This is a genomic window from Flavitalea flava, from assembly GCF_054461575.1.
Genome location: NZ_JBTLQH010000049.1, coordinates 1 through 22543, shown reverse-complemented (window position 1 = coordinate 22543; position 22543 = coordinate 1). Strand labels below are relative to the sequence as shown.

At 44.3% G+C, this 22543-nt stretch carries 17 protein-coding genes; 16 read left to right on the top strand and 1 reads right to left on the bottom strand.

The features are described 5' to 3' along the window. Positions 1-2: 2 nt before the first annotated feature. The 11 genes from ACX0G9_RS27045 (at position 3) to ACX0G9_RS26995 (ending at position 12264) form a co-directional block, all read left to right on the top strand. Positions 3-344 carry a DUF4134 family protein gene (locus tag ACX0G9_RS27045; protein ID WP_459068101.1) on the top strand — a complete coding sequence of 114 codons (342 nt, stop codon included), beginning with the start codon at positions 3-5 and terminating at the stop codon, positions 342-344. A gap of 20 nt (positions 345-364) precedes the next feature. Continuing rightward, entirely contained in the window at positions 365-685 is a 321-nt protein-coding gene (locus ACX0G9_RS27040) for a DUF4133 domain-containing protein (protein ID WP_459068100.1), read from the top strand. A gap of 2 nt (positions 686-687) precedes the next feature. Next, a complete protein-coding gene (locus ACX0G9_RS27035) occupies positions 688-3819 on the top strand; it encodes a TraG family conjugative transposon ATPase (protein ID WP_459068099.1) in 3132 nt (1043 codons plus the stop codon). Between the two features lie 40 nt (positions 3820-3859). Further along, complete coding sequence (locus tag ACX0G9_RS27030; RefSeq protein WP_459068098.1) at positions 3860-4477, top strand: hypothetical protein; 618 nt, start codon at positions 3860-3862, stop codon at positions 4475-4477. Positions 4478-4498: 21 nt separating this feature from the next. Next, positions 4499-5161 carry a TerB family tellurite resistance protein gene (locus ACX0G9_RS27025; protein ID WP_459068097.1) on the top strand — a complete coding sequence of 221 codons (663 nt, stop codon included), beginning with the start codon at positions 4499-4501 and terminating at the stop codon, positions 5159-5161. Between the two features lie 10 nt (positions 5162-5171). Further along, the gene (gene traJ, locus ACX0G9_RS27020; RefSeq protein ID WP_459068096.1) at positions 5172-6206 is read left to right on the top strand and encodes a conjugative transposon protein TraJ; all 1035 of its coding nucleotides are present in this window, start codon (positions 5172-5174) and stop codon (positions 6204-6206) included. A 59-nt stretch (positions 6207-6265) separates the two neighbouring features. Then, the gene (traK, locus tag ACX0G9_RS27015; protein ID WP_459068095.1) at positions 6266-6883 is read left to right on the top strand and encodes a conjugative transposon protein TraK; all 618 of its coding nucleotides are present in this window, start codon (positions 6266-6268) and stop codon (positions 6881-6883) included. A 506-nt stretch (positions 6884-7389) separates the two neighbouring features. Then, complete coding sequence (gene traM / locus ACX0G9_RS27010) at positions 7390-9012, top strand: conjugative transposon protein TraM (protein WP_459068094.1); 1623 nt, start codon at positions 7390-7392, stop codon at positions 9010-9012. Next, positions 9000-9335 carry a hypothetical protein gene (locus ACX0G9_RS27005; protein WP_459068093.1) on the top strand — a complete coding sequence of 112 codons (336 nt, stop codon included), beginning with the start codon at positions 9000-9002 and terminating at the stop codon, positions 9333-9335. Before traM ends, ACX0G9_RS27005 begins: the two co-directional genes overlap by 13 nt. Further along, positions 9320-10231, top strand: a complete 912-nt coding sequence (locus ACX0G9_RS27000) for a relaxase/mobilization nuclease domain-containing protein (RefSeq protein WP_459068092.1) — start codon at positions 9320-9322, stop codon at positions 10229-10231. The genes ACX0G9_RS27005 and ACX0G9_RS27000 overlap by 16 nt, the downstream gene beginning before the upstream one ends. A gap of 50 nt (positions 10232-10281) precedes the next feature. Continuing rightward, entirely contained in the window at positions 10282-12264 is a 1983-nt protein-coding gene (locus ACX0G9_RS26995) for a YWFCY domain-containing protein (protein WP_459068091.1), read from the top strand. Positions 12265-12351: 87 nt separating this feature from the next. Here the strand turns inward: ACX0G9_RS26995 and ACX0G9_RS26990 are convergent, their stop codons facing one another. After that, the gene (locus tag ACX0G9_RS26990) at positions 12352-17178 is read right to left on the bottom strand and encodes a RecQ family ATP-dependent DNA helicase (RefSeq protein WP_459068090.1); all 4827 of its coding nucleotides are present in this window, start codon (positions 17176-17178) and stop codon (positions 12352-12354) included. 161 nt (positions 17179-17339) lie between these two features. Between ACX0G9_RS26990 and ACX0G9_RS26985 the strand changes: the two genes are divergently transcribed. The 5 genes from ACX0G9_RS26985 (at position 17340) to ACX0G9_RS26965 (ending at position 22509) form a co-directional block, all read left to right on the top strand. Continuing rightward, complete coding sequence (locus ACX0G9_RS26985; protein ID WP_459068089.1) at positions 17340-17798, top strand: hypothetical protein; 459 nt, start codon at positions 17340-17342, stop codon at positions 17796-17798. Continuing rightward, the gene (locus ACX0G9_RS26980; RefSeq protein WP_459068088.1) at positions 17795-19138 is read left to right on the top strand and encodes a S1 family peptidase; all 1344 of its coding nucleotides are present in this window, start codon (positions 17795-17797) and stop codon (positions 19136-19138) included. Before ACX0G9_RS26985 ends, ACX0G9_RS26980 begins: the two co-directional genes overlap by 4 nt. Positions 19139-19519: 381 nt before the next feature. After that, positions 19520-20755 carry a hypothetical protein gene (locus ACX0G9_RS26975; RefSeq protein ID WP_459068087.1) on the top strand — a complete coding sequence of 412 codons (1236 nt, stop codon included), beginning with the start codon at positions 19520-19522 and terminating at the stop codon, positions 20753-20755. Between the two features lie 83 nt (positions 20756-20838). Continuing rightward, positions 20839-21507: a hypothetical protein gene (locus ACX0G9_RS26970; RefSeq protein WP_459068086.1), complete on the top strand. Its 669-nt coding sequence runs from the start codon at positions 20839-20841 to the stop codon at positions 21505-21507. Positions 21508-21762: 255 nt separating this feature from the next. Next, positions 21763-22509, top strand: coding sequence for a DUF3800 domain-containing protein (locus tag ACX0G9_RS26965; RefSeq protein WP_459068085.1), 747 nt, complete (start codon positions 21763-21765; stop codon positions 22507-22509). Positions 22510-22543 lie beyond the last annotated feature (34 nt).

Here is a 22543-nt window from a genome sequence, read left to right as displayed (position 1 = left end):
TTATGCGAATAAAATTATCAGGCCTCCGCATGCCCAAACTTTACCGACTCCCCATTATTTTTCTTTTCTTTCTTTCCTTTCTATTCTTTAGTGTTATTTTAAATGCCCAGGATGGTAATGCAGGTCTTGCGCAAGCCAATACCATGATCAGGTCCTACTACCAAAATGCCGTAGAAATCATGTATGGAGTCTCTGCACTTCTTGCCATCGTCGGTGCCATACGTGTCTACTCTGTCTGGGGCCATGACGGCAAACAGGCACAACAAGCCGCTATAGGCTGGTTCGGCGCCAGCATTTTTATTGCCACTGTATCCACCGTCATCAAATCCTTTTACGGTATCTAACCCGGCATAAAAAACTGATTATGGCAAACACCATCTACCCTATTAACCGAGGTATCGGGATCCCCTTGCAGTTCAAAGGTTTTATCGGGCAATATATCTACTACGCGGCAGGCATTTTTGTAGGAAGTTTTATTCTCCTTGCCATCCTCTATATGATAGGGGTCAGCTCTTACATCTGTCTGCCGCTAACCTTCCTCCTTGCCGGAGGGGGCATTACCAAGATCCTGAAGCTAAGTCAGAAATACGGGCCCTATGGCCAGGTGAAAAGAAAGGCAGCCCGAAAGATCCCCAGGCATATCCGGTCATCTACCCGCAAAACATTTATTCATCTTAAAAAGTAGTCATGAAAAATCTTTTCTCAGAAATACAGCCACTCCTGGAAGTAACCGATGAGGGAATTATTTCCAAGACCGGAGCCATGACAATCTGCCTGGAAATATTTCTCCCGGAAATCTTTACCGGAACCGATGAAGCACTGGAAAAAACACACCAGGGTTTTATAAAAAGTTTAAAAGTCCTGAAACCCGGAACCATCTTTCATAAACAGGACTGGTATACCCATAATGAATATGCTGCGCCTTATATCTATGACCCGGAACAAGAGAATTTTCTTTCCACGGCCAGTAATCGTCTTTATAATCAGAGAAACTGGCTGGAACATAGATCCTTTATCTTTCTAACCAGGCTCCCTGCAGGCCGCACCCTCACCCAGCCGCTCTCGGGATCGCTGCTCAAAAAAACCCTCGTTCCGGAAGACACCCTTGATCCCCAGGCCATGCTGGATTTCGAAACTACGACTGCTCTGTTTATCAGGATCCTGCTTGACAATGGCATTTCCTGCACCCGGTTATCCGAAGATGAACTAATCAGCAGTTCCGGCAACACAGGCCTTATCGAAAATTATTGCACGCTGCTTAACGCATCCGAAACACCAACCTTACAAGACATCCGGTTTAATCCGGACTTTCGGATCGGTGACCAGTATGTCCGGATATTTACGCTCGCCGATGCCGAACACCTGCCCAACCAATGCAGCGTCTTTATGCCTTATATCCCTTATTCTACAGAAAATACGCCCATGAACCTGGGATTCGGCGCATTGCTTGGCCTTCTGCTGAACTTCCCGCATATCTACAATCAATATATTCTTATCGAGGATCAGCCTGCCCTGATAAAGAAACTGGAGTTAAAAGGACGCCGTCACCAAAATCTGTCCATCCATTCGCGGATCAATGCACAGGCCAAAGAGGCGATCGACTCTTTCCTGACTGAAGCGATCTCGCAACACCGGATCATGGTCAAGGCTCATTTTAATATCCAGATCAGCTCTCCTAACCCCGCGGAAATAAAAGACCTGGGCAACAAGGTCAGTTCCGCCATCGCGGCCATAGGAGCCACCCCTCACCCGGAAACCGTCGCCGCTCCACTATTCTGGTGGGCCGGCATTCCGGGAAATGCCGCCGATCTGCCAATCCATGAAACGATTGACACTTTCGCAGAGCTTGCCGCCTGTTTCCTGGCCTCCGACACCAACGCCAATTCTTCATCCAGCCCCTTCGGCATCCGTTTGGGCGATCGTCTTACCGGACGTCCACTCCATGTGGACATCTCCGACGAACCCATCCGCAACAATAAGACGAAGAACCGGAATAAGTTTGTTGTTGGAGGCTCAGGCAGCGGCAAATCCGTATTCATCAATCACCTCCTCCGCAATTATTATGAATTATCCGCCCATATCGTCGTGATAGATATCGGCAATAGCTACCAGGGGCTCTGTTCCCTGCTCGGAGGTCTTTATTTTGCCTACACAGAAAAGACGCCGATCTGTTTCAATCCCTTCTGGCTTCCCCCGGGTGACAAACCGGATATCGAAAAAAAGGAGAGCATCAAGGCCTTATTGGTAACCCTCTGGAAAATGGCTGACGAAACCATGCTACGATCAGAATATGTTGCCCTTTCCAATGCCATGCATCTTTATTACGAACACTTGGCCGCCAACCCTGAACTATTTCCCTGCTTTAATACCTTCTATGAATTCCTTCGTGACCAGTTCGTTGAAGTACTCGCCACCGATAAGGTCAAGGAAAAAGATTTTGACATGCAGAATTTCTTGTACGTATTACGACCATTTTATACCGGTGGGGAATATGATTTTTTGTTGAATTCCAGAGAAAATATGGATCTGCTGCAACAACGTTTTATAGTGTTCGAACTGGATCAGATCAAGGACCACATCCTTTTCCCCGTCGTCACAATCATCATCGCGGAAACCTTTCTCGCCAAAATGCGAAAATTGCCGGGCATCAGAAAGGTGATCCTCATCGAGGAGGCCTGGAAAGCCATTTCCCGGCAAGGCATGAGCGAGTATATCAAATACCTGTTCAAAACCGTACGGAAATTCTTTGGCGAAGCCATCGTCGTCACACAAGAGATAGACGATCTTATCTCCAGCCCGGTGGTCAAACAGGCGATCATCAACAATTCTGATTGCAAAATATTGTTGGACATGAGCAAATTCCGCAACAAATTCGAGCAGATCGCAGAAACATTGGGCCTCACGGAAAAAGATAAGGCACTCGTGCTCTCACTCAACCAATCCAATGACCCTTCCAAAAAGTATAAGGAAGTCTTTATAAGTCTGGGCCCCGACTCCAAAGTCTATCGTGTCGAACTCTCCCTGGAAGAATACCTGGTCTATACCACCGAAGAATCCGAGAAACTGAAAGTTCAGGAATACACCCGCAGCCATGGAAATATCAAGGACGGAATTATTGCCCTCGCCCGCGATATCCGCAATGGGTCGACAAAACTCCTATTAGCCGCTGCATTGGTCGGATTGTCGCTCTTATTTCCCAGCATTTCGACCAAGGCGCAGATCCCTATCGTGGATATTATCATGGCCGGTGTCAAAAAAGTCATCGTAGCCACCGATTTGGAAATACAACGCCTCCAAACGCAGACCCTTTTTCTCCAAAATACTCAGAAAGCAGTGGAGAATACCATGCAGGAATTGCAGCTGGGAGAAATCACCGGTTGGGTACAGCAACAAAAGGATCTCTATGAACAATATTACCAGGAACTCTGGTCCATTAAAAATTCAATTGCCATGTATCAACGACTTGTCCATTTAGTCAACCAGCAAGACAATCTATTGCAAGATTATAAAAAGGCTGTTGTAGCCATCAACCTGGATAAACATTTTACCCGGAATGAGGCCGACCGTATGCTTTCTCTATATGGTCGAATTCTGGATGAAAGTATACGGAATGTGAAAGACCTGGTTGCTGTGGTTAAGGCTTCCATCACCCGGATGGATGATGCAGAAAGACTGTCTATTATCGATAAAACGGCGGATGCCGTTGAACAGAATTACAGCGACCTCAAAGCGCTTTCCCAGAAAAATTTCCTGCTCAGCCAGCAACGTGCCAAAACTCAGGCGGAGCTTGTACAACTCAGGTATTTATATGGTATCTAAAGCAACTAAGTCTATTCTTTAACCTTTTAACCAACGACTCATGAAAAAACTGAAAATCATATTGGCCGGTTTATGCTGCTGCGCCCTGGGCCAATCCCTCCCTGCCCAAACCTTTGACGAATGGTTCCGCCAGGGGAAGACCCGCAAAAAGTATCTTATCAAACAGGTAGCCGCCCTGGAAGACCTGCTTCTCACCACTGAAGAAGGTTGGCGCATCGCGGAAGAAGGCATTCACGATATCGGGGCCATCAAGAACGGGGAGTTTGATATGCATCAATCTTATTTCGAATCTCTGAAGAACGTCAACCCGGTCATAAAAAGTGATGTATATATCAGGAATATTCATCAAAAAATCGGGATTCTGTACATGCTATTAACCCAGGCTCTTTTAAAATGGCAAAAAAGCCCCTTTCTCGATATGGAAGAATTACATACTAAAAGCCTGCTCTGCTTAGAGATGGGGGAATTAGGAGAAGAGTTAGCCGATGACCTGGAGAAAATAAGTACCGATGGCATTTACCAATTATCCGATGGAGAAAGGTTGATCGGCATTCAGCTTTTAGAAGACCAATTTCTTAAACTTTCCGGTTTGGCGCGGACTTTTATTGATGACACCGACTTGTTCATTTCCCAACGGCAGCAAGTAGCAGCTAATTAGATCCTTTCAAAAAAATCTTTTATGCGTAAATATTCAATCACCGGCCGACTGTTCCTGAGCCTCTTCCTGAGCCTGGCCTTGCTATTACCCGCCGGGTCCGCCAGATCCCAGACCATAGCAGACGCCATCACCCAATTGGTCTATGATTTCCAGAAGCTGACTATACTGAAAAGCACCCTTAAGGATATGTATACCGGCTACCAGATCATCGACAAGGGTTATACCCATATAAAAAATATAGCCAAGGGAAATTTTAATCTGCATAAGGCATTCCTTGACGGGCTCCTGGCCGTATCCCCAACCGTAAAGAACTATTCCCGGGTAGTGGATATCATCAATACCGAATATACCATCGTCAACGATTGCCAGACAGCCTCGCGTCATTTCCAGGGCAATAAACATTTTAGCCTCCGTGAATTGGATTACATCCATACTACCTATTCCCTGCTGATCAAACGCAGCGGAAGAAGTCTGGATGAATTGGTTCGGTTACTTACGGATGATGAGCTTCGGATGTCCGATGGAGAACGGTTACGGGCTATCGACCGGGTCTATGCGGATATTAACCGGCAGCGGAATTTTCTGCAGGAATTTACCAACGATCAGGCCCTGCAGGCGGCACAACGGGCAAAAGAAGTACAAAGTATTGACCTGATCCGTCAACTATATGGGATCACGAATTAAAAACTAATGTATGCAAAAGAAAATCTGGACGATTCTGCCCATACTGGCAGCAGGAATGTGCCTGCCTTTTCTGTCCCTGGCACAAGACAAAGGATTAGCGGGTGATATCGGTGGTTTACAACTGGTTCTGCAAAAGGTCTATGACGATATGATCGTTCATTCCTCGGAACTGATCGGGGTATCCAGAGGAATAGCGGGCTTTGGCGCTTTATTGTATATCTCGGTGCGCGTATGGAAAAATATAGCCCGCGCTGAAGGAGTTGATGTTTTTCCCCTGCTTCGCCCCTTTGCCATCGGGATGGCCATCATGCTCTTCCCTTCTTTGATCGGTCTGATCAACGGCGTCATGCAGCCCACCGTCAGCGGCACAGCCGCCCTGGTCCAAAACTCCAACCAGGCAGTCGCTACCCTTTTACAACAAAAGGAAGACGCGATGAAGAATTCGAATGAATGGCAAATGTTTACGGGGCCTTCCGGATCGGGGGATCTCACGAAATGGGAAGACCTGTCCGGAGAAGCCGATTCAGGGGTATTTGCCGGCATTTCCAACCGGATGAAATTCGAGATGGCCAAAATATCCTATAATATGAAGAGCTCGGTGAAGGTCTGGTTATCGGAGATCCTGCAGGTCCTCTTCGAATCCGCCGCTCTATGCATCAATACGGTACGAACCTTTTACCTGATCATTCTGGCCATTTTGGGTCCGCTGGCTTTCGGCCTTTCTGTCTACGATGGGTTCGGAAGTATCCTGAGCAATTGGGTGGCGCGGTATATCAATGTATTTCTCTGGCTGCCGATAGCCAATATTTTCGGTTCGCTCATCTCCCAGATCCAGCAGGAAATGATCAAACTGGATATCGCTCAATTGAGCGCCAGCGGAATGACCACCTTCGGTCCAACAGACAGCGCCTATCTGATCTTCCTCGTCATGTCCATTGTCGGTTATTTCACGGTCCCGGCCATTGCCAATTATATCGTTCATGCTGGTGGTAATGCGACGGATCTGGCGACTAATCGGATTAATAGATGGATTGCTGTTTTATAACCTGGTATTGTGATCAGGATTTTGTAACCAATTTTTTAACCGTTAAAAATCATTTTACCGTGTTCCCCAAAACAAAAAATATAGAAACTGTCTTCCAGCATATGCGGCTGTATATGATCGTCCTTATAGTCTCTGTGGTTTGCTTTTCCGGATATGTACTGCATCTTTCCTATAAGCTGGTGGAAAAGTCACAGTCCAGGATCTATATCCTCGCCTCCGGAAAAGCCATGGAAGCCTTTGCCCGAGATAGACAGGACAATATGCCTGTCGAAGCCCGGGATCATATCCGTTCCTTCCACCAGTATTTTTTCACGTTGGATCCGGATGAGAAAGTGATCGCTACCAATACCGGCCGGGCTCTTTACCTGGCCGATGGCTCTGCCAAACGCCTCTACGATAATCTGAAAGAGAACGGCTATTATTCCGGGATCATTTCCGGAAATATCAGCCAGGAAATCACGGTAGACAGCATCGCCCTGGATACACATACCTACCCTTATTATTTCCGGTGTTATGCCCGGCAACGGATCATCCGCCCCACCAGCCTGGTCACCCGCAGTCTGATCACGGAAGGCTGGCTGCGTAATTCGAGCCGCTCGGATAATAATCCTCATGGGTTTCTGATCGAGAAATGGGGGACACTGGAGAATAAGGATTTGAGTGCTGTGGGGCGGTGAGGTTGCGCTGGCCAGGTGAGGTTCTTTGGCAGCGATGTGCTCACCTGCGACCGATTTTTCTCATAAACTAATTTATAGCCTGGCATTAATTCAATATTGGGCCAAGCCAATTATCAACTTCGGGAAGTGCTCGAAAAATAAAGTCGCATTTGAGTACATCGCTGCCATGCAGAACTAAGTGTGGCAGAGCGGTAGGTATTTTAAAATAGGATTTGAATTGAAAAGGACCCCTCTTATTGGAGATTGGAATTGGCATTTTTAAACGCATATGCCGACCCTCACCTCAACCGACGCATTTTTTCACCTCCGGGATTTATTCAAATGCACAATAATGGCCTGGACCAACAGAATACTAATGACGATCGGAGGAAGTGAAAATCAGCGACGGGGAGGTTAGGGTTGGCTAAAAGCACTTATGATCAATCAAAAAAGCAATAAATCATAAACAATAAAAAATCAAAAGCATGACAAATCAAAGCACAACCGCATACAGCCCAAAATTCCGAATGAAACGAAAAAAACTTCTATTCTTCCCGGCAATGATCATACCCGGTCTAATCGGGCTTTTCGCGGCTATGGGCGGCGGACTAGGAATACCGGACAAAAACGCCGGCAAAAATGCAAGCGGATTCAACAACGAATTGCCCAAGGCTAAATTCGATCGCAAGGATGATAAACTGGACAAGTTGGGATATTACGCCCGGGCTGATGCCGATTCAATCAAAAAACAGGAAATATCCCGCCAGGATCCGTATCATAAAGGGATTGTCGCCTCAGCCTCTTTGACTCCTCCGGATTCCAGTGCCGATATCCTGCTGAGGAAAATCGATCAATTGAAACAAGCACTTAAACAGGCACCCTCCGAAATCCCTGAGCCAGGATCATCAAATTCCTTGTCCATGCATCCGGTCAGATCAGTTGACAGATCTGTTTTATCCTTCCCATTAAAATCGGCAGAAAGCCCATCATCAATGAGGTCTTCGGAAAAATCATCTCCTTTATTGAAACGACTGGATCAACTTTCTCAGAATGCCAGACCAATGCCTGATACACCGGAGAACGATCCGCAACTGGACAAACTGAATACCATGCTCGATAAGATCATTAAGATACAACGGACGGTACAAGGTCAAACGAATGGAGAACCAGCAATCACCTCATCCTTGCAGGAAAGTACCCTGATTTCAGAAACCAAAACTATACCAGCCGTCATAGAAGGCAATCAGACCATCGTATCCGGCTCCCGGATCGCCCTGCGAATCACCGAAAAATGCACGATCAACAAAATTCCAATAGGTAAAGATCAACTGGTCTATGGATGGGGAACTATCAATAAAGACCGAATGGATATCCTGATCGACGGGATCCGCGAAGGCAATTCCATATTTCCGGTCAAGTTGCAGGTATATGATATGGATGGAATGCCCGGAATTTTTATCCCCGGACTCCTCACCCGGGATGTCAGCAAAGAATCAGCGGATCAGGGTATCAGCTCTATCGGACTATATGCACCTGATGGATCGATCACCGGTCAGGCAACATCGGCAGGGATTCAGGCGGCGAAATCCCTGCTCCACCATAAAATAAAACTGGTCCGGGTAAGCGTGAAATCTGGATACCGGGTGTTATTGAGAAATTTGTCATCCGGTCCATCAAAATTATCGCTGGTGACAGATACAATGGAGGCAAGCCAGCTCCATGCTGCCATCCCCGCCTGGACAAAACCTCCGCTCCCCTATTTACATCAATCCACCAGCAATGGGAAGGTTCATCTTACTTTGTTGGGAATATATCTGAAAAATAAGACCTTATGGTTTTCGGTTACAATTCAGAATAAATCTCACATTGACTTTATCCCTGAAAATATACGCTGGTTTATCCGGGATAGGCGGCAGTTAAAAAGAACGGCCATTCAGGAGATCACACTAAAGTCGGTTGACGGAAAAGACTCATCCCAATCAGTACCAAGCGATTCGATACAGACCATTCTCACCGGCTTCCAGCCTTTTGTATTAGCCGAAGAAAAGGAGTTGATTCTGCAGGTAAACGAACAGCATGGGGGGAGACAATTAGTCCTGACCATTCATCCAAAAAAGATCATAAACGCCAAAATACAATGCGCAAATTAAAAGAACATACCAAACAATGCCTGATTATTGCTTATTTACCTCCAGAAGAGTTTTATAAAATAAGGGAGCGGTTCCAGAATTCCATATATCGGAGCCTGAGTGAATACTGCCGGAAATTATTAACTCAAAAACCGGTCAGGACTTATTATCGCAATAAATCCTTTGACGAGTTCGTGGACGTTGCCATAGAATTAAGGAACGAATTACGAAGGATAGGAGATAAAAAATGGCTAACCTTCGAGGGAGAAGTGGAGTTCCTGCAGTTAGTGAACCATATTCAGGTAGCCATCAATAAACTGGTAGACCAATGTATGCAAACATAAGAAAAACAAACCATCTGGTCCAGACTCTCCGCTATCATGAGCGAAAAATAGAACGGGGACAAGCAGAATGCCTGGCAGCCGAGAACTTCGTAAAAGATCTGGATCAACTAACTCTGAAAGATAAGCTGTTCCATTTTAACCGGCTTACCTCTCTTAATGAAAGAATAAAAAAACATGTATTTCATATTGCCCTGCTCTTTTATCCGGAGGAAATATTATCCAATGACAAAATGCTAAAGATGGGCAAGGAGTATATGGAGAAAATGGGGTTAGGTCGACAACCCTATTTGATGTACCGCCATTATGATTCCAACCATCCACATATTCACTTGTTAACCGTGGCTGTTAAACAGCATGGAAAAGGAATTTTCTTAACACCAGCAGACTTTTCCCTTTCATCGGAAATCACCCATAAATTGGAGGTTGAATATAATCTCTTAAAAACCGGTCATAAATTAAAGAAATGGATAAAACAGATGAGGACCGAACATAAAAGGGATATTGTCCATCAAATTAAACAACTTCCTAAAAAAGAACTGGTCCATGAAGATGTGCTCAAACCAGAAATGCCCAGGCAATCTAAGCCCATTCGGAATTTCCAGTCCGACCCAAAAAGCCAACGGGTTATCACCGCCATCGAATGGGTGCTGGCAGGCAAATCTCATGATTTTAATACCCTTAGAGAAGATCTTGCCCAGGAAAGAGTAAGCATGGAAATACGAAAAGATGGGGTGTTTTATAAGGACCAATTGACTAAAACCACGTTTGAAGGTCAGGCCCTGGGTCACCGTTACACCCTGGAAGGACTTCGACAACGGGGAGTGAAGGATCAAGCACAAACATTGGATCAAACCTTGGAACAAAAACAAACCCATCGCATCCGCCCGACCTTTTAAGCCTTTCCTTTTAAGACCCAGATCTCAAGGATGGGCTTTAAAATTAAAAAATGAGAAACGGAGAAGATCAACAAGCCTTACGCACGATCCGGGATCTGACCCGGCTGGTCAGCGTCATTCTGTTGCTCCTGCACTTCTATTATATCTGTTACGGCGCTTTTGTGAAATGGGGCCTTACCGGGAAAATACCGGACCGGATCTTTTCCAGTTTTGTTCACACAGGTCTTTTTGAGCGTCCCATCTATGCCAAAGGACTCTGCCTGGTTTTTCTGGTTTTATCCCTGATTGGTTTGGCCGGCCGGAAAAACGAAAAGGTCACCTATTGCTCGGTAGTGCTGCTGACCAGCGCCGGACTTATTGTTTTCTTAACTAGTGTACATTTTCTACCTGGCAGGAGCGAAGAACTGAACCAGGAATCGCTTATGGAAGGGGCTATCCTTTACATGCTGGTTACAACGGTAGGATATCTCGGAATCATGACCGGCGGGGCCCGTCTTTCCCGGATCTTGCCCTTGGTCTTCCGGACAGATGACCCTTTTGGTCGCGGAAAGGCAGGTTTTCCGCAGGAGGAACAATTACGAAAAACAGATTTCTCCCTTCACCTTCCAGCCCATTATACCTATAGAGGCAATGAACGCAATAGCTGGATCAATATTATCAATCCCCGTCGCGGAGTTTTCATACTCGGTTCACCGGGCTGCGGTAAATCTTATTTTATCATCGAGCCGTTGCTGCGCCAACTCGTAGAAAAGGGTTTTGCGCTATTCCTCTATGATTTTAAATATGATAGCCTGACGCGCCTGGCTTATACGTATTTTCAGACTTACCGGAATCGTTATCCAGCCAATTCGGGTTTCTATTCCATCAATTTTACCGATCTCTCCCGCAGTCATCGCTGTAATCTCCTCGATCCGGTTACCCTGGACACTGTCGCTGATGCCATTGGTGCAGCTCGAACGATCCTGCTGAGTATGAACAAGACCTGGATCCACCAACAGGGGGATTTTTTTGTGGAGTCGCCCATTAATTTCCTGGGTGCCCTGATCTGGTTCCTCCGGAAATACCAGGAAGGTCGTTACTGCACCCTTCCGCATGTCATCGAACTGGCACAAGTACCTTATGATAAGCTATTCACCATCCTCAATGCTGAACCAGAGATCAGTACCCTGATCAATCCCTTTATCAATGCCTTCCGTAATAAAAACATGGAATTGCTAAACAGCCAGATTTCCTCGGCCAAGATTCCCTTAGGTCGTCTGGCCTCTCCTGATCTGTATTATATCCTCACGGGCAATGACCTTACCCTGGATATCAACGATCCTGCTTCCCCGAAGATCCTTTGTCTCGGTGGCGATCCACCCCGGCAGGAGGCTCTTGCTCCTATACTTTCCCTCTATATCGATCGCCTAAACAAACGGATCAACCGGCCTGGTCGTTATAAATGCGCCCTTGTATGTGACGAATTTGCCACCGTCCGGGCATATAGTACCACAACCACTATCGCGACCGCCAGGTCTAATAATGTAGTTCCTATCCTGGCCGTTCAGGACCTCAGCCAATTACGAACTCAATATTCCCGGGAAGAAGCCGACCTATTTCTGAACATAGCCGGAAATCTTTTCTGCGGACAGGTAGGCGGTGAGACCGCCCGTTGGATCAGCGAACGCTTCCCCAAAATTCTTCAGACCAAGGCTTCCTTTTCGGCTAATAGTTCCGATACTTCCATCAGTCAATCCCAGCAATGGGAACCAACGGTTTCGCCGGCCACGATTGCAAATCTTTCCTCCGGGGAATTCCTGGGCATTGTAGCGGATGATCCGGGGGATAAATTGGAGATGAAGGCATTTCATGGGAGATTGCGGCGGGGAAGGCCTATTAAGGGGCTCTTGCCTTTGCCTGTTGTTCGGGGGGTAGATGCGGAGATATTGGCTGAGACCTTTTTACAGGTAAGGGATGAGGTTGAAGGATTGGTGATGGTGGAGATTGGGAGGATTTTGAACGATCCGGAATTGATGAGATTTGTAGTGAAATGAAGTATCTGCTTACAAAAACATTTAACTCAAAAATAAGATAATCATCCAAGATTAAGCCGGGTAAGACCTCCGTCAATTATCAATCGTTTACTTACTAAGTAGCAATTCAGGCAATACGATCTTAGATTCTTCATTAGCATCTTTATCCATCCAATAAACAATGAAATTTACGTGAGCCCGAAGCGGATGGTATCCTTGCTGCTCGCGAGTCTCCAGTAATTCAATGAACCTTCTTGAGAATTTTACAATAAGATGACCGGCCGGATTGGTCAATCCTTCTTTGCAAATCAACAATTGATCTCCACTATACAATTCCTCAATCGCAGTCTGGACTGATTTAAAATGCCCCAGGTTTACATCCTTATGAGTGAGGATAAAAGCTAGTTGTTCCGGTTCCGGGTAATTTTCTTCATCATAGTCATGCAGGATAACAGTTGAGGCAAACCGTTCCAGGTAATTCCCTTGATAATGAATATCCAAGCATGTCTTTGCCCGGGTAATAGCTACATAAAGCAGCCTTTTTTCATCGTCTGTTGAGGGCTGGGAGCCATTAAGCAACACAACTACGTTATCAAACTGTTTGCCTTTCACCTTATGTATGGTAGAAACATAAATGGCAGAGTCCTCAATATTAGCGAAATCCTCCAGCTGAGACTCTCGTATAAAGGCAATCCAATCCGAATAGTATTTATCGCTTGGGTGTGCCATTTCGAACTGCCCCGCAATAGTAAGTACCAGATCCAAGAGTGCGCTAGCCCGAAAAAGATCGGAAAATTGTTGAATAGCGGCATTCCATTTCGATTGACTGATACGTGGAACACCTTCAACCTCTCCCAGCAACAAAGAAAATGCCCTTAGCTCATATAAACGAGAAAGAGGGAACCTTTCATTATCCTGAATTAGCTTTGCCTTCATGCCTAAATGGCGAAGTACGGCCGTCATCTGGATTGCCTCCTCATTAGTCCTGACCATTATTCCTGTTGTACCTGACAGGCCGGCCTTCCGGACTGCAGCTGAAACCGGCACAATGAGATTAGGACAACTGTAGGCTTTAAGGGAAACCCTGGTATCCTCTGGCATTACGGAAACTCCAAGAGTTGTTTTCAAACGATTAACGATCCGACCGGCCCATTGATTGGCAAAACTTACGATCTTTTCACCGCTGCGAAAATTCTCTGTCAATTCGTAAACGGCGGTTTCTTTCATACTCATAAAATGCTTCATATAAGCTGAACTGGCACCTCTGAAGGCAAAGATATTCTGATCGTCATCTCCTACCATTATAACCCGCATGTCTTCATTCTGCTCTATCAAAACCTGTACAAGCTCAAATTGTGCCTCATCCATATCCTGCGCTTCATCTATCACCAGGACTGTCTTTGAGATCTTGCTTTCTTCAATGTCATTATCCTGAATCTTCTTGACTGTCTCTTTTACCACTTTATCCGAATGATCGATATTCCCTACCCTTCCCAGAAGGTCAAAACAATAGGAATGAAAGGTTTTGATCTCTACAAAATGTGCCATCTCTCCTATGAGATCCAAAAGCCGGGTCTTAAATTCCGTTGCCGCCGCCCTTGAAAAGGTCAGCATTAATAATTGTTCAGGCTTTACATCCTCGAAGAGCAATAAAGAAGCCAGCTTATGGACCAATACTTTCGTTTTTCCACTACCTGGACCGGCGGCAACCACAACGAATCGATGTATAACGTCGTTAATGATCTCCAACTGCCGGGATGATAGTCTCCCGAAAAGTTTGCTGAATTTAGCGGGAGTCAGGGTACGACTAATCTCAGCCTGCCTTTGGCCAGGGAAATACTTTTTTAAAAATCGGAAAAAGTCCATGTTAAAATAATCCCTGGAAAAGGCTAAGGCTTCTTTTTCACTAAGAATCATTTTCCTTGCATATTCACCCACGATATGGATCTGATGTACCTTATGTAGATAATAGTTCTCCAGTTTTCTGTAATCGGCCGAAGTATATTGTTTACTATTTTTTTCTACCCTCTCGATGGAAAGCCTGTTATAGATGACCATAAACCCTCCATCAATTCGAAGTGCATCAATCCGCGACAAATAAAAGAGCGCTTCTTCCACGTCGTCGATGGAATATTTTTTTCCGTGAAGACGGTCGTTCAGCTCGGCCTCCTTTTTCAACTCCAGCACTGAAAACTCAATATACATTCCTTCTTCTACCGAAGTTCTGGGGCCTTCGCTGTGGAAAGCGCCTTCGGAGGGGTCAGGAGAGGAAACCGGGGATTTCTGAAATAGATAAAGAATAGCAAAAGCAGACAAATAGTGCCGGCGATCCATTTTTTCTTCGAATTCTTTTCGGGAGATGGCAAGGTTAAGCTGCAGGTTATTTCCCGAATGGTCATGGTTCCTCCGGTTGACCCAGCCCTTTATAGTCCAAAAGTTAATGATCGTCCTTATCTTCTTCACAGAGCAATCGGGAATTTCCTTATTTTGCAGGGCTGTGTTCAATTCTTTTAAATGCCAGACTATTTCCTTCTCGGTAAGCCTCTTTCCTAATTCATATTCTATTTTCCTAAAGATATCCAGATCAGATAAAGACTGGTTACTTCTTTCTCCTTTCTTTATAAACACCCTGATATCTTTTGTATCTGCCAATATCTGGAGGTCCTTTAACAAGGTTATTATTCTGATGACTTCTTCCTTAGATAAACCTAATTGATCCGCAAGGTAATCTACCCTTGATTCTGCCTTTTCCTCCTTGGATAGTCTTTTGCTTTTACTGGAAAAAAGCCTGCTGATGATACGCTTAGCATTTTCCATTTGTCCATCTGCAACAAACATCTCTGATGTTTCGATCCTGTCAAAGGCCTCCTGGGCTGTATTACAAAGAATACTATTCGCATAAACCCATGGATAATTTCTCCCGCGCCGTACATATTTTACTTCCTCCAGTGCCGCGATTGTCGTCGTTACCCTTGTCTCCGTGTCACGGACATTTTCATCCCATCCTGCTTTGCGGGCTATTTCAAGAGCTGAATAAGAGGCATTATTTCGGATCTGCGTGAGTTCTTTCACGGCTTTCCAGACCTGTTTGATTTCCTTTAGGCTGAGTTTCGTTTGATTATGCAGGATAAAATGCCGGTCAAGGTCTTCTTCATCGTAGAGGATATAACAATCGGCAGAAAGCAATTCATTGCGCCCAGCCCTTCCTGCCTCCTGTATATAGTTCTCCAGGGAATCGGATATGTTATAATGGATGACCATACCCACATCTGCTTTATCTACTCCCATTCCGAAGGCGGAAGTGGCAACCATGATATTAACCTTCCCATCCATAAATTCATTTTGATTCATGGTCTTTTGATCTTTGTCCATTTTACCATGGAATGCCAATGCAGGAAATCCATCACCCGTTAATTTCCTGGCCAGCTCATCGGCTATTTTTGTTCTGGAAACGTATACAATCACAGGGCAAGGCTTTGCTTCGATGAGCTCTCTCAGCCGGGCATATTTTTCATCGTCACTTTTCGTTTCCCATACCCGATAATGCAGATTAGCCCGGGCCGTATCCGCTCTGAATAGTTTTAAATCCAAACCCAGTTTTTCTTTAAAGTATTGTCCAATATCCTCTATTACTTTCTGCTTGGCCGTGGCAGTGAAACATGAAATGGGGATTTTCCCGCACCGCTTATTATTCTCCAACTCCCTTATGAACTCTCCTATATATAAATAGTCAACCCTAAAATCCTGACCCCAAGCAGAAAAACAGTGGGCCTCGTCAATCACAAACCGGGCGATTTCTCTTTTTAATAACAACTGCTCGATGGAAAGCGAACGAAGGGATTCAGGAGCAATGTACAAAAGGCAAGCCCTACCCTCCTCAACTTGATGGATAGCCTCGGCTTTTTCTATCTGACTCAACAAACCACTAATAGCAACTGCATCAGTAATATGATGCTTCTTTTCCAGACCATCAACCTGATCTTTCATCAGAGATTGAAGGGGAGATATTACAACTGTCAGGGCATTTGCATTGTCTCCGCTCATTAAAGCCGGCAACTGAAAGGTGATGGATTTGCCACCGCCAGTAGGAAAAATAGTCAAAAGTGACTGGTTCTGAATGGCTGCCTGGACGGCTTCCTCTTGTAAAGGTATATCTCCAAATTTCCGAAAATGTTCCAAACCAAAGAAACGCTGTAAGGCAGTTATCGGATCCAATGCCTTTCGGCAATATGTGCAACCTTTTCCACAGGGCACCCCATTCAGAAGAAAACGGACTATCTGTATCCGAGAGTAATTCTTTAATAACCAGGCAGGGAAAATCTCCTTATTCCAAATGAAGACAAGTGTATAAGCCAGTGGTATAGGTGCCTGCATCAGCGTCCTGATATCAGCCTCTCCGCAAATCCGGTCTTTAAACAGGTCCCGGATCTCTTTCTCTGTTTTTTCCGGGGTGCCTGGCGCTGAATAGTTTATAAACCGGAAGAAATTGGAGAACTCAGTTTCGCCATGAAGAAGCTGGAACAAAATTTTCCGAAACGGTTCCGGCAATTCGGTAAAAGCAGCTATCTCATCCATAAGGAGTTCCCTGGATTTTTTAGCATCGCTGACGGGATTATTCCTTTCTTCAGACTGGAGTTTATCACCCTTTGTCAGCCGATGATAAGGCTGATTGGGAAAAAACAGCGCAGAAAGGGGTAAGGTATCTATAGCCCGGCTCAGCCCATATTCCAAGTCATCAAGATGTTTTTGCAGAAACGCCAGGTCATGTCTGAATATATTGTGTCCACAGAGAAAATCGCTTTTGGCAATAAATGAAAAGAATTCGGGAAGTGATTTTTTGTGGAAGACTGCGTGGCTGGAGTTGACACATCCAATGTCCAGCAAATTTTGGGTAATGGGATCAACTTCGAGATCGAAATAGGTTATTTCGGGCATAGGAAAGGCAGGTTGTTTGATATCAAGGAGTTAAGTTAGTAAATTTGAAGGAATATAACAAGGGGGGATTGCATTTCCGCATACTTATCGCTGCTCCACCCCAGTAAAAAAGGGTGTTTTTCCCCTAATGAATTCCCTTCAGTTTTCCGTATATTACTTACATGAAAGCCAATCTGTCACTACTGTTGGGTTTTGCCTCTTTTGGTACCCTGATCGGCCTGATCACGGGCATAACCTCCTCGCCGATCGCTGGGGCCATTATTACCGCCTTATTCGCTTTTGCCGGGGGTAAGCTATTGATTGATTTTATCAGCAAAACATCTTCCGATCAAATTAAGATCGGCCTGGTCTTATTTGGCTTTTCGGTGTTTTGCGCCGGAGGTATTCTGCTGGGAATATACATCAAGATGAACAGCCTTCTAACCAATCCGGATCTAATCGCACAACATACTGTGCCCACAAAAACGAACGACTCCACTGGAAAGGATAATGTAACCAAGAGGCCAATTGAAATGTATTTAAGAAGTAACGAATCCAATCTTATTGAGTTAAAATTCAATAGAGGTGAAATATCTGCAGATTCAGCCCTTCATGCGTTCATTAATTTAAACCATCCATGAATAAAATACTATCCCCTCTTCTTGCCTGCCTGCTCTTTTTAGCAAACAATTCCAAGGTTTTTGCCGATAATGAAGAAGACGCCACCGTCAGGATCTATGCCAATACCACTGGAGGTCGCGGTCAAAGCGGATCCGGCTTCTTCGCTAAGGTCAACAACCAGATTTATATTTGCACAGCTTACCATGTCATATATGGCGCCAGGACAATAGAAGTAAAATGTGTCGACGGCGATCTGACCAGTATTTCCATTGCCGGATATGACGAACAAAAGGATCTGGTCCTGCTTAATTACCGGACGACCAAACATCCTTCGCGCATCAAAGCGTTTACCCTGATCGAAAATCTGCCTCAAAACCTCACTTCCATTCCAGGGCATTTTATCGGTCACCCCAAAACAATAACCTATTCCCATTATCCGGTATCCTTTACCAACAATGAATACATTGAGGCTAAAAAGATAGATTGCTTCCGGTATGGCCTGAATTTAAATTTACTGGGGATCTCTACCACTATATATGACGGAGACAGCGGGGCACCAGTGCTTACGCAAAACGGGGCCATTGGCGTCATTTCCGGATCCTATAATGAAGGAGGCTCCTTTACCTGGGCCATTCCCTCCTTTTACATTACCAGACTCACTATTTTATCCAATCCGATCGTGGACCCCTCCAAATTGCCTCCGCTAAACATGTTTGAAAAAAATGTAAATAAATTAACCCGGGACTATAATATAACCCAAAATGTTCAGTCAAAATATTATCCTTTCCTGACAGTAAATAGTACATTCAAGAACGACAATGGAGAATTCGAGTCTACGCTGAACGAAATGGTGACAGCATGTATAACCTTTAAGAACTCCATCGCCGCCTGTGACACTTACCAGCAATGGAATGCTCAATATGGTATTTTCGACGCCAGGTATAATGCCCTGATTGGCAAGGTGGATGATTATGAAAAAAGGAATGATGAGGATGTAGACAGATGGACCAGGATGGTAACTGATATAAGGAGTCATGTAAACAGAGAAGAATTCACCAGATTTCTCGTTTCCAATGGCCAATATATTGATCAGGAAAAAAGCTCAATTTCGAATAGCATTCTGGCCAACAAAAAAGATAAAGACAGGCTCCATAGTGACGCTACCAGTATAAAAGCTGCCCTTCATATGGCTGGTGTCAACAATGATTATCCTGCACTGAAACTCCATTCCTACGACTGGATCGTTAATCTCTCCAGCTTTTTTACCAATATGAAAAATAACCTCCGTTATCAAAATCAGCTTATTCAACTAAATGAGATCATGGAGAATGCCATGGTCGAGTGCCAAACTTATAATTAGGGAGGTTTCGCGCATGTCTTTAAGTCAACCTAATAAAACTTCTTCCCTTTATAGGCATAAACGGTCCCGTATAGCGCCCACTACCCAAAAAAAGGTGGCGATCTACGGAGCATAGGATTGGGCTCCTGGAGGTAATCAGGTGTTTTTCCCGTATTTGAATGGATTACCTCTCTCTATCTTGCCTGCATAAAAACTAATCTTATGCCATCTCCCCTTAACCCTCCGGATTGGGTAATTCCGGTTTCATTGTCAATCCTAGCGCTTTATATTATCGGATCGTTGCTCTTTCCCCGTGCCTCCGTGGTTACAATGACCTTTTCGGTTTCTGCTCTCTAACCTATTTGTTCAAAATGTCCTTAATGAACCTCTAAATTATTTTTTATGTATACCGATTCCGCCACCACCAATCCTTCAATGATCAAAGCTGCCTGGTGGACAGGCGCCTCCTGGCTAATCGCACTTTGTGTGATGGAAATACTCCTGAGTTTGATCTATCTCGGGGTACACCGCAGAAATAATGGACAGGAGAACAATCAATTGGATGCTGCCCAGCTTAAAGTACTGAATAGCCTGATGGCTATTTACCCCGATGCACAGTCACCAACCGCTCTGCTTATTGATTACCGGAAGGACTCCACTAAATTCCTGCCCGATTCAACCCAACCCGGAAAAATGAGATCCGTTAATGTCACCGCCGATGATACGAAGAAGGCAAGATTTAATGACTCCATCATCGCCCTGCGCAAAAAAAGATCTCAAATGATCATCCGTTTCCTGCATTCGGAATTTCAGAACAAAACCGATTCGGCGCAGTTGGCAGAAATCGATTCCAGTATGTGTGAGCTGAATACGCGGGATGCCGGTCTTTATATTGCCGACAAAAAGATATTTATGGCCAGCTATTTCTGGTTATGCGGCCCTAAACTATATTGGGAAGCCTTCCTATGGAGTCTGATCGGCGTTATCACCAGCCTGATCTATTATGTCAGCCTGGCCAATCAACTGAAATTAAAAAATGCCGAAAAAGACGATATCGGTCCATTCGATACCAGCGAAATTGCTCCCCAGGTGGCCAAAATGTTCTATGCCCCGGTAATCACGCTGGTAATCGTTCTCGGGTATGGTTATTTTACCGAAAAGAGCGGGAATTTTATCAATATCAGTGTGAATCACGGCCTTATCGTATTCTCCTTTATGGCCGGTTTCTATTCCGGCAGACTAATGAAGCTATTGGACAGCGTGAAGAAAGTAATTTTCCCCGATTCCAGCAATGGCGGAGCCATGCCCAAACAAACGGATATTACTCTCCAGTTGGCCTTTAGTGACGCAATAACCAAAAGCGTGGACCCTCCGGGAGCAGATATCATAAAAGCGGGTTTGACGGCAAGCTCGGTGACACTTACAGATAAAAGTAATCCCGGTAATCCTTTGGCGCTGAAAAAATCAGCAGCAGGCCAGGACGGGACGTATACCGGCACCAATATACCCTTTGGTAAATATACCCTGGCGGCAAACCTGAGTTATGATAATAATGGAAATATGGTGAATCTATCGGCTTCGCAGGAGATCGAGGTCAGCGATACCCAAAAAACGTTCAGTCTTTCTTTGGATTTTTAGGTTATCCATTCATTAAATTTCAATTAAAGCCTTCGGATTCTCCTGCAAAATCCGTTCTTTTGTCTTACCTAACTGTTTAATTTATGAAATACCTATTCGTACTCCTCCTGCCGTCATTATGCTTATCTTCCTGTCTAAAAAATAATGGTCCCCGTGTCGAAACTATTGTCTTCGGCAGTAAGTGGGGGCTTAGAATCGGAGCCTCTACTGCAGATATTTACAGACAGGTTCAGGCGCTGGGAAAAGAAAAAGGTTTCTACGACCTTGGTCTGGCTAATCAAAAACCATTTTCCAGCCCGGAGAATGTAAAAGACCGTTTAGCATTCTATTATGCACTTACCCTGATAAAAAATACCGGCGAGTTGGAGCGGGTGGTTATCCGCTATATTGGAGATACGATAAATTCGGTCGAGGTGGGCGGTGCTCTTCCGGACGAAACCACCAAATGGCCCTTGGATGTCCCGGATGAAATCGCCCTCAAAAAAGGCGATCCGGTTAGCGGCATCTATTCCAAATTACACGCCCTTTATCAATTGCCTGCTTACAACAATACCTATCAAATCCAGTTGTCCGACAAACCCCTGAACAAAGCCATTGACCCGGGTATGATAGATAACGGAGAGTGGTTATTCTATTTTTTCGAAAATGTCCGGCCCGGAGTAAGCGGAAGATCTACTGTCAGGTTAACTTTCAAAAATGGCAAACTAACCACTATATACAATGAGTATAGCGAGTACGATGTGGTGAATTAGGCGGTTAGGTCTGATGACTGTCATTTTACATATTGAATCTTCTTCAAAAAAATAGCTGACTTTGCTCCAATTTGTAAACTAATTTGAATATAAGTGGTGGGCATTAGTGTTTGTTTTCGGGGCCCTTCATGGTGTTTCCGGAGAGGTTATCAGTACTATATCAGTGTCAACTACTACATTAATAATTGATAATCCCTATAAAAAGTAATTTCATATTGCCTATTGATATTTTCTTAGTTTTACTAAAAAATAATAATGGCAGGCTTCTATATATTTTGTGATGAATCTTTAAAGAGAGGGAAATATTATTCCAACTTCTATGGCGGAATTTTAATTGATAAAATTGATTTCGAAAAAGTTAAAAACGTTCTGTTAAGCAAGGTGCAGGATTTAGAAATCGAGAACTCCGAATTAAAATGGGGTAATGTAAATACTTTCAAACTTGAACAGTACATAGCTATTGTTGATGTCTTTTTTGAGTTTGTAAAGGTTAATGTCATAAAGGTTAGAATCATGTTTACAGATAATAGATTTATACCGACCCAATTGACCAAAGAACACCACGATAATCAATATCATATTTTGTATTATCATTTTATAAAATTAGCCTTTGGGCTGCGATATTTACCATCAGACATCCCTGTGGATTTAGAAGTTTTCTTCGATAAGTTGCCAGATAGTGACAAGAAAAATGAACAATTCAAAAATTTTATTTATGGAATACAATATCTCCCCGAGTTTATTGAAACAAAAATTAAAATAAAGAAAGAATCGATTTATGAAGTTGATTCAAAAAAGCATATTCTTATGCAATGTCTTGATGTTGTATTGGGAGCGATGGCTTTTAGACTTAATGATCTTCATAAGGAAAAACCTGAAGGTTCTAACAAACGAGGTAAACGTACCTTGGCAAAAGAGAAATTATATAAGCATATAAATAAAAAAATCCGGGAGATAAGTATAACACTCCCCATATTCGAGACCAAAAGGTTAGGGTGTTAAGTTAAGATTTGTCTTGCGGTATTCATAGATCAGG